Origin of the sequence: Micropruina sp., assembly GCF_047602085.1 — a bacterium.
Lineage (GTDB): Bacteria > Actinomycetota > Actinomycetes > Propionibacteriales > Propionibacteriaceae > Micropruina.
The window spans coordinates 344,540-357,126 of record NZ_JASGID010000005.1; the positions used below are offsets into that span (position 1 = coordinate 344,540).

At 70.2% G+C, this 12,587-nt stretch carries 10 protein-coding genes; 2 read left to right on the plus strand and 8 right to left on the minus strand.

The genetic code is table 11. The annotated features are described in order from the left end of the window. Positions 1-160 precede the first annotated feature (160 nt). The 5 genes from QM721_RS10595 to QM721_RS10615 form a co-directional block, all read right to left on the minus strand. The gene (locus QM721_RS10595; RefSeq protein WP_415121706.1) at positions 161-1,564 is read right to left on the minus strand and encodes a DUF5719 family protein; all 1,404 of its coding nucleotides are present in this window, start codon (positions 1,562-1,564) and stop codon (positions 161-163) included. Further along, on the minus strand, positions 1,561-4,407 hold the full coding sequence (locus tag QM721_RS10600) for a hypothetical protein (protein ID WP_415121708.1): 2,847 nt from the start codon (positions 4,405-4,407) through the stop codon (positions 1,561-1,563). Before QM721_RS10600 ends, QM721_RS10595 begins: the two co-directional genes overlap by 4 nt. A 319-nt stretch (positions 4,408-4,726) precedes the next feature. Then, positions 4,727-4,993, minus strand: coding sequence for a WhiB family transcriptional regulator (locus QM721_RS10605; RefSeq protein ID WP_415121710.1), 267 nt, complete (start codon positions 4,991-4,993; stop codon positions 4,727-4,729). A gap of 90 nt (positions 4,994-5,083) precedes the next feature. Then, positions 5,084-5,749, minus strand: a complete 666-nt coding sequence (locus QM721_RS10610; RefSeq protein WP_415121712.1) for a hypothetical protein — start codon at positions 5,747-5,749, stop codon at positions 5,084-5,086. A 420-nt stretch (positions 5,750-6,169) separates the two neighbouring features. After that, the gene (locus tag QM721_RS10615) at positions 6,170-7,249 is read right to left on the minus strand and encodes a mannose-1-phosphate guanylyltransferase (RefSeq protein ID WP_415121714.1); all 1,080 of its coding nucleotides are present in this window, start codon (positions 7,247-7,249) and stop codon (positions 6,170-6,172) included. Positions 7,250-7,395: 146 nt separating this feature from the next. Here QM721_RS10615 and QM721_RS10620 point away from each other — a divergent pair, with 146 nt between their 5' ends. Together QM721_RS10620 and QM721_RS10625 are read left to right on the plus strand one after the other, a co-directional pair. Continuing rightward, complete coding sequence (locus QM721_RS10620) at positions 7,396-8,088, plus strand: TIGR03089 family protein (protein WP_415121716.1); 693 nt, start codon at positions 7,396-7,398, stop codon at positions 8,086-8,088. A 7-nt stretch (positions 8,089-8,095) separates the two neighbouring features. Beyond that, positions 8,096-8,965, plus strand: a complete 870-nt coding sequence (locus tag QM721_RS10625; protein WP_415121718.1) for a serine hydrolase — start codon at positions 8,096-8,098, stop codon at positions 8,963-8,965. A gap of 104 nt (positions 8,966-9,069) precedes the next feature. Here the strand turns inward: QM721_RS10625 and QM721_RS10630 are convergent, their stop codons facing one another. The 3 genes from QM721_RS10630 to QM721_RS10640 all read right to left on the minus strand — a co-directional run bounded on the left by QM721_RS10630 (position 9,070) and on the right by QM721_RS10640 (position 12,482). Further along, positions 9,070-10,533, minus strand: a complete 1,464-nt coding sequence (locus QM721_RS10630) for an LCP family protein (protein WP_415121719.1) — start codon at positions 10,531-10,533, stop codon at positions 9,070-9,072. A 309-nt stretch (positions 10,534-10,842) separates the two neighbouring features. Continuing rightward, positions 10,843-11,343 carry a 5-(carboxyamino)imidazole ribonucleotide mutase gene (purE, locus tag QM721_RS10635; RefSeq protein WP_415121720.1) on the minus strand — a complete coding sequence of 167 codons (501 nt, stop codon included), beginning with the start codon at positions 11,341-11,343 and terminating at the stop codon, positions 10,843-10,845. After that, positions 11,340-12,482, minus strand: a complete 1,143-nt coding sequence (locus tag QM721_RS10640; protein WP_415121721.1) for a 5-(carboxyamino)imidazole ribonucleotide synthase — start codon at positions 12,480-12,482, stop codon at positions 11,340-11,342. Before QM721_RS10640 ends, purE begins: the two co-directional genes overlap by 4 nt. Positions 12,483-12,587: the final 105 nt, after the last annotated feature.

Genomic DNA, 12,587 nt, shown 5'->3' on the forward strand with positions numbered 1-12,587 from the left:
CTTCCGCCGGTCGAGCCTGTCGAAACCTCGGCGACACGCCGCCTTCCGCCGGTCGAGCCTGTCGAGACCTCGCACATGCACTTCCGGCCAGGGTTTCGACAGGCTCAACCAGCGGTGACCGGGTTGATCAGCACTTCCCCAGCGGGCGGCCAGGCGGCAGCTACCAGCCGACCCGGACGTCCTGGCGAATCGGCGGCAGGGTCGCGGCCGCGGCACCCGGCAATACCGCCAGCGAGGCGACGCCGGTGACGCCGTCGAGATCGGAGCGCACCGCCACCGAGGCGTGAATCGCACCGGTGGTCTCGGGCTGCACGCCGACCAGCGACTCCGCCGCCCGCGGCAGCTCCACCGTGACATCGGCCCCACCCGGAACACTCACCCACGTGTCGAGCAACGGCTGGGTGGCCAGGGCCGGCCTGGCCGCTTGCACCACAACCCGTGCCCGAACCGGCTCGGCGCTGCCGTTGGCCAGGTGCAGCACCGGCGCCAGCTTGGCGCCCGGCGACAACGCCAGCACGCCGGGACCGTCCAGCGCGACGGTCGCCACCTGGGTCGAGATGTCGATGGCCGCAGCCCCGGCGCCGTTGGTGCCGACCACGGCGGCGGTGACCTTCTGCTCCGAGGTGAGCTGTAGGCCCACCGGCGCCTCGGCCAGAGCGCTGCCCAGCGGCACCACCCGGCTGGTGCCGGGGGGCAGGTCGATGGTCTCGAAACCCGGGACGGCGGTCGGCCCGTCGGCGCCCAGCACCTGCAGGGCAACCGAGGCGGTGCGGTCGCCGGGATTCACCACCACCAGGTCACGGCTGCCCTTGCCGGCCGGAAGGCCCGGAACGACCACCGCTCGGGCCGGTTCCGTGGTGGGCGGCAGCCAGTCGCTGCCGGCGGGCGAGCCGCCGTTCAGCATGCGTTGCCGGACGGCGGCGACCACCCGTCCAGCCGAGGTCGACACCCGCACCGAGACGGGCTGGGCATTGGTGAACAGCGGCCCGAGCGGCACCACCCGGCGGCTGCGTGCGGGCACGATGATGCCGCGGGAACCGGGGGCGGTGAGCCGCCCCTCGGCGCCGTAGAGGGTCAGGTCGACCGCTGCGTCCTGGGCGTCGGCGTTGAGCAGCACCAGGTCGGCGGTTGCGGTGCCCGACGACAGCACCCCCGCAAACCACTGCGCGGCGCTCGGGCGCCCGCACGACATCATCGACAGGCCACGATCCGAACCGGCAGCCGCCGCGGTACGGGTGGTGGCCGAGAACGCGTCGAGCCGAGGGGCGGTGACCACCACCGGCTCGCCGGCCGATTCGTCGAGGGTGAAGGACGAGCCGCCGACGGCCGGCCGCTCGGGGCTGCTGAGCTGGGCGGTGGCGACCTCGCCTGCGGGCGATCCAGCGGCTACTGCGGTCGGTTCGTTGGTGCCCACCACCGTCGGGCAGACCACCGTCACCCGGGCCCGGTCGTCGTCGGTGACAGCGGACGCTGCCGGTTGCTGCGCCGGCACCGCCGAGGCCCCGACCAGGGCCAGGCCGACGGCGAGCACCCCGCTCGCCGGCCACCACCACGCGCGGTTCACGAGCGCCTCCTCACCCTGGGGGCGGCCAGCACGATCAACACCAGCACTGCGCCGAGCTGCACCCAGGGCCAGACCTGCGGGCCGCCGTCGAGCCTCAGGTGCAAGGTGCCCGCCTCGGTGCCGAGCTGAAACCCCTGGCGGCCGTCGGCGAGGCTCAACGGCGCCAGCGGACGTCCGTCGATCGAGGCCTGCCACCGGGAGTCCACCGGTTGAGCCAGCACCAATTGCCTCAGCGCCGACCCGGCAGGCACCGGCTGACCATCCCCGGTAGCCACCGCACCCTCACCATCGCCCTCGATCGTCGCGATCGCGGCGTTCGGCACCGGCCAGGTGGCACCGTCGTCGTCACCGGTGCCGATGCCCAGCCCCGGCACGTTGCCGATAGCGGAGCGCAAGTCAGGATCGCTGCCCCGCAGCCACACGTAGCCCACACCGAGCCGGGCCAGATCGGTACTCAGTTGATCGTCGGCGCTGCCCGACAGCAGCCGGTTCACCACCGAGGCGGCCAGTCCTCGCTGCGGCTCGACGGTGCCGGGCAGGCCCCGTTCGTCCTCGCCCAGCCGGGGCAGGTCGCCCTCGACCAGCGCCCAGCGAATCTCGCCGGACGTGCGCGCGATGGCCAGGGTGCGCACCGGCGTGCCGGACGTCATCGCGACGCGGACGAACGGCGGCAGGCTGTCCGACGTCGTGCGGCGCAGGGCCGAGCCGCCGTCCCAAGCCCACCACAGGGCACCCAGGCCGACCGCACCGACCATCACGACACTCAGCGCGAGCACGACCGCGTGCCGCCCGCCCAGGGTGCGGTGGTGCAGTTCGGCGGCCAGCCCCGACAGTCCGCGAGCGGCGGCCAGCATCAGTCCACCCGCCATCAGCACCAGCCAGGCATGTGGCTGGGGCCGCGCCTCGACCCCGGGCGGCACGACCACCACCAACCGGCTCAGCAAGACCGCCAGCAGCAGAGCGACGCCGGCCGTCACGAAGCCCGGGGCCGCCGCGCGCGGTCGCCGGAACAGGCCCAATACGGCAGCCAGCCAGGCCACCCCTAGCACCACGGCGCTCACCCACAGTGGCGCCACCCCGGCCCCGTTGGGGTGAGCCAGCGCCAGCAGCCACGGGTCGGGTTCGGCCAGCGGGGCCAACGCGGGCGAGGCCGAGGTCAGCAGGCGCCCGGGGAAACCCGCCCAGCCGGCCAGTGCGGGCCCCAGCCCGATCGCGCCGGCAAGAGCGGCCACGGCAACCTGCCCCGCCCCGCGGGCGCTGCGAGCGGCCGGCAGCACGGCCATGGCCAGCACCACCAGCGGCCAGGCCAGCGGCACCTCGACCACGGCAAAGACCAGCCACAGGGCCACCGCGCCGGCGGCCCGCCAGCTTCGATCGGCGGCCCACCGGGCCAGGGCATGGGCCAGCAACGGCAGCAGCACAGCCCAGGTGAGCACCCCCAGCCAGCCGCCGCCGAACGCGCCGCACAGCACGGGTGCGATCGCATAGCCCAGCGCGGCGATGACGGCTGCCGACCCCTCGACGCCCTGGCCGCGCAGCGCACGCAAGGCCAGAAACCAGGCCAGCGGCACGACGGTCGTAAAGCCCAACGTGACCAGCCACTCGACCTGGCCGAAGCTCGCCAGCGCAGCCAGCGCGGTGCTGCCCAGCCAGGGCGGGCCGGTCAGATTAGGCTGCCCCGCGATCGGGTCGAGGTAGCTGTGCACCAGGTCGGCCCAGGTCTGCTGCGAGGGCAGCAGACCAACGCCGGTGAGCCGTCCGTCACCGAGCAGCTTCCACCCCGCCAGCACCGCCAGCAGGCCGACCAGGTAGGCACCCACCGCCAGCGGTGAGAGCCTGCGCAACCTGCCCTTGGCGGCGAAGTCGTCGCCGGTCAGCTCGTCGAGCGAGACCTCGGTCTCGCGGTCGGCCAGTTCGGCCCAAGCCTCGGCCAGGCCGCCGGCGGCGCGGTCGATGCTGTGGGCCAGCAATTCTCGCCGGGTAGGAATCAGCCCGGCCAGTGTGTTGGGGTCGACCTCGCGTCCGGTCAGCGCCGCCCGGGCCGGACGGTCGCCCAGCCAGCGTTCGATTGCCCGCAGTTCGTGGCCGGCGCCGGCGGCGTCCTTGCCGAGCAGAAATCCGATCGCACCGAGCAGGCTGCCGAACAGTAGTCGCAGCCTGGTGAACCAGGAAGCGCCGGACGACGCGAGCCGCAGTTCCCAGGCGCGCTGCTCGACCGGGTCGGGCAGCGCGGGTGCAGCCCGGACCACCCGCGCCGCCGGCTCGGCGACGACCCGCACCCCCGCCGCGTTCAGCCGGCGGCCCAGTTCGAGCCCCGCCAGTGCGCTGGGCAGTTTTTCCAGCACTCCGCCGGCGGGCTGCCACAGGTCACGCCGCACCAGCGCCGCCGAGGCGTCCACGCCCAGCACCGCCATGGTCGACAACTGGCCCTGGTCGGGCTCACCGCCCTCGACGGCCGGAATGAGCCGGCCGATCGGTGTGACGGTGAGGCCGCACGACTCGATCAGGTCAACCCGGGCGCGGCGCTGCGACTGGACCATCAGTGGACCGACCAGGCCGATCCGGCTCGATTCGAGCGCGCTGCCCAGCAGTGCGCGCAGGGCATCGGGATCCGGTCTGACGGCCTGCGGAAACAGCCACAGCCACTCGCCGGTGGACCGCTGCACGCCCTCGGCCAGCGTGTCGGCCACGATGATCTCGGCCGGTTCGACGCTCTGTTCGGCCAGCAGCGACCGCACCTGGTCGGCCACGGGCGTGAGCACGATGGCACTGACCCGATGCGCCCCGACGTCAATGTCTGGCTCGGCGGGCTCCTGCTGCAGCCACGCCCAGGGATCAGTCACGGTGCCCTAGGGTAGCGGCCCCGCGTGACACGTCCGGCCCGAAGCCTGCGGAAGCACGGTGCCGGATGGTGCAGTGGCGCCTGGGGACGGGCCGATCAACGAGCCTCGGGAAACGCCGAGTGTTCGCCGGTTGAACGTGTCGAGACCACAACCAGAATGCCCTCACCTGGGGTTTCGACACGCTCAACGAGCGGTAGACGCATGGATCAGCGCTTCCCCGAGACGCCGAGTGTTCGCCGGTCGAGCGTGTCGAGACCTCAACCGGAATGCCCTCACCTGAGGTCTCGGCACGCTCGGCCAACGATTGATCAGTGTCTCTCTAGACCGCGCGCTTCTTCAGCTTGCGGCGCTCGCGCTCCGACAGGCCACCCCAGATTCCGAAGCGTTCGTCGTTGCTGAGCGCGTACTCGAGGCACTCACTGCGCACCTCACAGCTCAGGCACACCCGCTTCGCCTCGCGGGTGGAGCCACCCTTCTCGGGAAAGAACGCTTCGGGATCGGTCTGGGCGCACAGTGCACGCTCCTGCCAACCCAGCGCACCCTCGTCGCCGTCTTCTTCGAACTGCAGAGCTACCAACTCGTGCATGGCATTCCTCCTCGACCCGGTGCAGCCACGCGGAACTACATGGAGGAAATTACATTGGTGTTGTTCCCATAAGTCAACCCAGGGGGTGTGCTACTTTTGCCCGCCCTCACGGGGACGCGGACGCCAGGTGCGTTCCGGGGCCGACGGGAGCTCGGCCTCGGGCTCCTCAAGAACCGCCCCGGCGTCCGGGCGCGCGCCGCTGGCCGCATCGCGCGCACTGCGCCACGCGGTTCCGGTGGCCTGATCGGCCCGCCACAGCGGCTGCGCCTTGGCCTCAGGCGCGGCGACTGCCGGCGGAACCGCAGGTGCCAGGTCGAGCCGGCCCGATTTCACCCCACGCACCAGCACCCAGAGCACACCGGCGGCCACTGCCTTGAGCGAGACGTCGAGCAGGCCGCCCAGAATCTCCATGATCACCCCGAAGGCGTTGGCCGAAGCGGCCAGCCCCAGCGCCAGGCAGATCAGTTGCAGCAGCGTGCCGATGCCGACCACCCAGGCCGAGAGCTTCGCCAGGGTGATCGCGCGCCGGGTGGCCGGCGGAATGAACAAGCAGGTGCAGACCAGGGCAACCAGTGCCAGCACCAGCGACAGGTTCATGATCGACTGGCCGATCTCTTGAAAGGCGGCGAAGACCTGGGTCTTCTCCCAGAAGACCAGTTGGGTGAGCCGTACCACGCCGAGCACGAGGCTGACGCAAATGATCACCAGCACCGCCCAGGTGACGGGTTGCCGAATCCGCTTCAGGTTCTCGAGCATGGCCGGCCCTTCGTGTTCGGCTGATCGGACGGCTCGGCTTCGATGCGATGGACGGCGTAGCGAACGGCACCACAGGGGTCCACCGGCGAGCCGGATGCCCGCAGACGTACCGGGTGGTACGACGAGCGTGACCGGCGCGTCCAGCGCCCCCGGCAGGCGTCACGCCGTAGCTGCCACTCGACGGATCGAGACTCGAAGAAGCGCCGATCAACGCCACCACCGCTGGTTGAGCTCGGAGCCCCTTGCCGGAGCGCATCTTCGGGGTCTCGACAAGCTCGACCAGCGAAAATCAGCACTTCCTTGGCGAAGAGCCGATCAACCCAGCCAACCGCTGGTTGAGCGTGTCGGAACCTCTTGCCAGAGCCGTAGATCCGAGGTCTTGACAAGCTCGACCAACGAAAAATCAGTGATTCCCCAGCCTTAGACATAGCTCTCCCCCGCCTCGTCGCGGACCAGGGCGACCAGCTCACGGACCCGCTCAGCCTGCTCGACCGGCGCGACCATGGTGGTGGTCGGTGTGGTGACCACCACCAGCCCGGAGCAGCCCAACAGGCCGATCAGGTGACCGTCGCCGGCGGTGTTGATGATCACATTGCGCTCGGCGTCCAGGTGCACCGACGCACCGATCAGCGCGTTGCCGGCCGCGTCATGGCTGAGCACCTCGGCCAGCGAGGCGTACCCGCCCACGTCATGCCAGCGCACCGGCAGCGCCACAGCGAGCACATGCGCGGTGCCGGCCCCGGCCGACACCGGCTCCATGACGCCGTAGTCAACCGAGGTCTTGTGCAGGGTGGGAAAGATCTCGGCCAGTCGTTGCGGGTGAGCGGCCAGTTCGAGCACTGCGGCATGGGTGGCCGGATGCAGCGCGGCGAGCTGGTCGAGAAAGGTGGCGGCCCGCCAGACGAACATGCCGGCGTTCCACCAGTAGTCGCCCGAGGCCAGGTACTGGGTGGCTGTGGCCAGGTCGGGCTTCTCGCGAAACTCGATCACCTGGTGGGTGCCGGGGTGCCCCGGCACCCCGGCACCCCGGTGCAGGTAGCCGTAGCCGGTGTGGGCGCTGGTCGGAACCACCCCGAGGGTGACCAGGGCCGCGGGGTCGGCCTCGGCCACCTCGAAAGCCTGCGCCAACGTGGCGGTGAACACCTCGACCGGCTCGATCAACTGGTCGGCGGTCACCTGTGCGATCACGGCGTCCGGGTCGCGCTCGGCGATCACCGCCGCCGGCCAGGCCACGGCGTTGAGCGAGTCACGGCCCTCGGGCTCGCCCAGAATGTTGGCCTCCGGCACCTCGGGCAGTTCGGCCCGCACCTGGTCGGCATACGGCGCGCCGGTGCAGACCAGCACCCGTTCGGGCGGCACCAGATCGCCGAGCCGCTCGAAGGCGATCCGCAGCAGTGAGCGGCCCTCGATCAGCCGGAGCAACTGCTTGGGGGTGCCCTTGCGCGACAAGGGCCACAATCGGGTGCCCGAACCGCCGGCCATGATCACAGCGAAGCGCATGTGCTGAACGATATCGCTCAGCCTCCCCGAAGCGCCGATTTTAGCTCGTCGAGCTTGTCGAAACCTCGAATATGCCACTTTGGCAAGGGGCTACGAGCGCAACCAGCGGTGGTTGCGTCGATCAGTGCTTCCCCTAGGCTGAGCTAATGGACGTCCCCGTCACGCTGGCCGCTCTGCAACGCCGGGCCCGTAGTTTCGGTGCCGAACCGCTGCTCACCCACTATGACCTGGCCACGGGCGGCCGCACCGAACTGAGCGTGGCGACCTTCGCCAACTGGGTGAACAAGACCGCGAACCTGATCGAGGACGCCGGTGCCGACTCCGGTCAGGTGGGGCTGCCGCTGGCGCTGGAGCGTCCGGGGCATTGGATGACGCTGATCTGGCCACTGGCGGCCTGGCAGCGGGAGTGCGCGGTGAGCCTGTTGGCCGACGACGCCGATCTGGTCGTGATCGGGCCGGACGAGCCGCGCGCGATCGTGCCCGGCGCGACCTTCGCCTGCTCACTGCACCCGCTCGGCCTGGGCCTGCGCAACCTGCCGGCCGGAGTACTCGACTACACCACCGAGGCATTGGCCCAGCCAGACCGGGCCGGCACACTGCCGTGTGGGCCGAACGCGCCGGCCTTCATCGACGGCGCCTGCGTGCTCTCACACGCCGAGGTGGCCGACGTCGCGCCGGTCGCGCAGCGGGTGCTGGTACGGCCCAGCGACTCGCTGGGCACGCTGCGCGACGCCGTCATCGCACCCCTGCTGGGCGGTGGCTCGGCGGTGATCGTCGAGGGCGCGGCCGACGACGCGCGGCTCGCGGCGATCCGGGCGGCCGAGCGCTGCGTGGAATGATGGCCGGGTGACTGCCTGGACCTCAGCTCCCCGCTTCTCGCGCCGCACCGGCCTGCTCGCTCTGGCCGGCGTCCTGGTGCTGAGCGGGTGCAGCAACACTCCCGCCGTACCGACCCCGACGGTGTCGCCGACCGGGGCGATCCGCGATCAGTTGCAGGCCGCGATCAGCACGATAGCGGCCGGGCACGACAAGCTGGGGGTCGCCGTGCGCGACCTGCGCAGCGGCGCCTCCTGGAATTTCCGCGGTGACGTGGCCAGCCAGAGCGCGTCCATGGCCAAACCGATGATCGTGTCGATGGCGCTGCGCAAGGCCCGCGCCGACAAGCTGCAGCAGCCGCTCCCACCCGAGCAGGCGACGCAGGCCACCAAAGCCATCACGAACTCCGACAACGACTCGGCCGACGCCCTGTGGGCCTGGGCCGGGGGGCGTCCGGCCTATGACGAACTGGCCGAGGCGCTGGGCCTGGCGAACACCCACAGCGCCGCCGAGAAGGACTTCTGGAGCTGGACCTGGACCACCCCCGAAGACCAGTTGTCGTTCCTACAGCAATTGGTGACCGGCGACACCACTGCGCTCACCGAGGCCGAGCGCAGCTACCTGCTGGGCCTGATGGGTCAGGTGCAGGACGACCAGACCTGGGGGGTCGGCGCCCCCAAGAGCGGCACGGTGAAGGTCGCGTTGAAGAACGGCTGGGTGCAGTTCCAGTCCACCGACAACCTGTGGGCGGTGAACTCGATCGGCCACGTGTCGGGCGACGGACGCGACTACCTGCTCACCATCATGGGCCGGTTCAGCACCTTCGACGAGGGCCGGGCCTACTGCAACGCGATCGGTGATTGGGTATTTCGCATTCTCGGTTCGGGCGAGTTGACGTAGCGCCTCAGGGAGCACCGGCCAACGCCGGCAGAACTGGTCGGGGCTGTCAACGCCCGTTGCCAGCGCCGTGTTTCAAAGGTCTCGACAGGCTCGACCCGCGAAAATCAGCTCACCGTGCAGATCGCATCGAGATCGTCGGTCTGAGTCTTGGCCTTGGCGCTCGCGGTTGCCGTCGGGGTCGCGGTGCCGCCGTCCGAGGCTGATGCGGTGGTCTTGGCCGGCTTGTCGTCGGCGTTCTCGGACGCCTCGATCTTGTCGGCCACGATCTGCCGGATGCGCGGAAAGTCGGGCTTCACCGGCAGGATCAGCGGCGGGGCGAAGCTGACGCTGGCGAGCGGCAGCGAGCGGCCCTTGGCGGCCAGGTCGAGCATGGTGCCGATCTGCGAGGTGGGCAGGTCGGTGGAGACAATCTCTTCGCCGGCCTTCGCGATCTCTTGGAATTTGGTCAGCACCGTGGCCGGGTTGAGCTGCTTGGCCATGGCGTTGAGCACGCATTTCTGCCGGGCCATGCGTTCGTAGTCGGTGGAGCCTTCCCGCGAGCGGGCGAACCAGAGCGCGTTGTAGCCGTCCAGATGCAGGTTCTTGCCGGGGCCGATGTAGCCCTTGATCGGGTACTTGCGGCCTGTGGTCAGGTCGGTGCCGCCACCGATCGGCACCTTGCGGGCGACGTCGAGAGTGATGCCGCCAACAGCGTCGATCAGCGATTGGAAGCCCTTCAGGTCGACCAGCGCGTAGTAGTTGATGTCGAGGCCCAGAATGTTGCCGATCACGTCCTTGGTCGCCTGCACACCCGGGTTCTTCACCCCCGGGAAAAGGTTCTTGTGGTTCATCGCCAGGGTGTAGACGGCATTCAGCAGGCAGGACTGGTCTTTGCACCAGTAGCCGTTGGGGTACAGCTTCTTCAGCGGTGAACTGTCCGGAAACGGCGCCCACTGCAGGTTGCGAGGCAGGCTGAACAGCACGGTGCGGCCGGTGTCGGCATCAATGCTGGCCACGATCATGGTGTCAGGTCGCAGCCCTTCTCGGTCGGCGCCGGCGTCGCCGCCGAGCAGCAGCACGTTGTAACGGCCCGACGAGGTTTCGGCCTTGCCACCGCCGCCGAACACATTGCCGAGCAGGCGGCTCTGGGCGTTGAAGGCGCCCGCGAGCGTCCATGATCCCCAGGCGACGGCCAGCGCCAGAGTGAACGCAACGGCGGGCACGATCGCTTTGCCAGCCGGCGACATGGCGGACGGGTTGGCGATGCGCCAGGCGTTCACGAACAGCAACGCCCAACCCAGGCCGAGAGCCAGTGCCGCCCAGCGCAGCACCTGCAGGGTGATCGGGTTGGCGTACAGCCCGATCGCGAAGGCCCGGAAGGTGAACAGCAGCACCACGAACAGCAGCGCCAGGGCGATCAGGGTGAGCCAGACCCGCACCGCCGCACGACCGATGCGCTGGTTACCACCGACCAGTTGCGCCGAACCCGGCACCAGCACAGTCATACCGAGCAGAGTGAGCCCGCGGCGCAGGGCGATGCCCTGGCTGCGTAGCTGTGCCGGTGGAAGCGGGGAAGTCGTGACGGTCACCGAACCAGTCTGCCGCGCACCTTCAACCGCCACGGCCTCGGCTCGCCGAGGCACCGGTTTCACCCCCAGTTCGGTGACCTCGTCACGCCGTGCCGCGCCGGCAATCCCGACCTATCTCCATTGGGGAACCGCCGATCAAGCGCCGGCGGAGCTCGCCGAGACCTCAGCTGTCCCGCGGCGGCGACGGGTTTCGACGTACCTCAACGCGCCCACCGCCGGTTGAGCCTGCCGACCCCTGCCGAAGCCACAAACCCGAAGTCTCGACGAGCTCGACCAACGACGATCAGCGTTTCCTCAAGGGGACATACCTCAGGCGCCGCGCACCGTGGCGCCCTTGGCGCGGGCCGCATCGCGCAGCGCCTGCTGAAACTCGACCATGCGCCCCTGCAGCGCCTCGTCGGCCGCCGCCAGAATGCGCACGGCCAAGAGCCCGGCGTTGCGCGCGTTGCCGACCGCGACGGTGGCCACCGGCACGCCGGCGGGCATCTGCACGATCGACAGCAGGGAGTCCATGCCTTCGAGGTACTTCAGTGGCACCGGCACACCGATCACAGGCAGCGGGGTGAGTGCGGCCAACATGCCGGGCAGATGCGCCGCGCCCCCAGCCCCGGCGATGATCACCTTCAGCCCACGGGTGTGTGCGGCACGGCCCCAGGCGACCATGTCTTCGGGCATCCGGTGGGCCGACACGACGTCGGCCTGGTACGGCACGCCGAACTCGGCGCACGCCTCGGCGGCGGCCCGCATCACCGGCCAGTCCGAATCCGACCCCATCACGATGCCCACCAGCGGTTGAGCGGACTGCTTCATCGCTGCACTCCCATCAGGTGGTCAGCCGCGGACTGGGCACTCGCCCGCACCTCGGCCACGTCATCGCCGACGACGGTGACGTGCCCGACCTTGCGCCCCGGCACCACGCTCTTGCCGTACAACTGCACCCGGACCCCCGGGTCGCGCTCGAGCAACTCGGCGGTAGCGGCCAGCAGGTCGTCACGGGCACCGCCCAGCACGTTCACCATGGCTGCGTGCCGCTGCCGGACGCCGGTCGGCCCGAGCGACAGGTCGGCGACGGCGCGCAGGTGGTTCTCGAACTGCGAGGTGTGGGCACCGTCGATGCTCCAGTGCCCGGTGTTGTGCGGCCGCATGGCCAGCTCGTTGATCACCACCGCGCCGTCCGCGCGCTGCATCAACTCGACCGCGAGAATGCCGGTGACGTCGAGTTCGGCAGCGATGCGCCGGGCCAGCGCCTCGATCGCCTGCCGCTGCTCGTCGGTCAGGTCGGGGGCCGGGGTGAGTGTGTGGCTGCAGACGCCGTCGGTCTGCACGGTCTCGGTGACCGGATAGACCCGCTCCTCTCCGCTCGGACGCCGGGCCACCAGCACGCTGAGCTCGCGAGTGAAGGCGATGAACTCCTCGGCCAGAATCCGAACCCCGGGCTTCAGGTTGGTGAACGGTTCATTGGCGTCTTGCGGGCGCTCGATCTTCCAGACCCCCTTGCCGTCGTAACCGCCGCGGGAGGTCTTGGCGATCACCGGCCAGCCGATGCGGTCGCCGAACGCGCGCAGCTCGGCCGGCCCCTCGACCACCGCAAACGCGGGGCAGGGCAGGCCCATGGACGTCAGCCGCTCGCGCATCACCACTTTGTCTTGGGCGTGCACCAGGGCGTCGGGGCCGGGGTGCACTCCCTTGCCGCGCTGCAGCAGACCGCGCAGAATCGGTTGCGGAACGTGCTCATGGTCGAAAGTGATGACGTCGCAGCGTTCGGCGAAGGCGTAGACGGTGTCGGCATCGGTGTAGTCCCCGACGCTGGTGTCGGCGACCACCTGGGCGGCGGAGACGTCCGGCCCCTCGGCAAGCAGAGCGATGCGCACCCCGAGCGGAATGCTCGCAGCGTGCATCATCCTGGCCAGCTGGCCGCCCCCGATGATTCCGATCCTCCGCACTGTCACCCCCCCGACCCTATTAGACCCCCCTCCCCCCAGCGCACCCTGCCCACAGCGATGCTCGATCCGACGTCTCCGCCCTCCGGCGTCCTTTCCGCGGTTTGAACCACG

Excerpts from the sequence above, each read along its gene's own strand:
- purE (WP_415121720.1), bottom strand. The coding sequence starts at position 11,343 with ATGAAGCAGTCCGCTCAACCGCTGGTGGGCATCGTGATGGGGTCGGAT.
- QM721_RS10605 (WP_415121710.1), bottom strand. The coding sequence starts at position 4,993 with ATGCACGAGTTGGTAGCTCTGCAGTTCGAAGAAGACGGCGACGAGGGT.
- QM721_RS10620 (WP_415121716.1), top strand. The coding sequence starts at position 7,396 with ATGGACGTCCCCGTCACGCTGGCCGCTCTGCAACGCCGGGCCCGTAGT.
- QM721_RS10610 (WP_415121712.1), bottom strand. The coding sequence starts at position 5,749 with ATGCTCGAGAACCTGAAGCGGATTCGGCAACCCGTCACCTGGGCGGTG.
- QM721_RS10615 (WP_415121714.1), bottom strand. The coding sequence starts at position 7,249 with ATGCGCTTCGCTGTGATCATGGCCGGCGGTTCGGGCACCCGATTGTGG.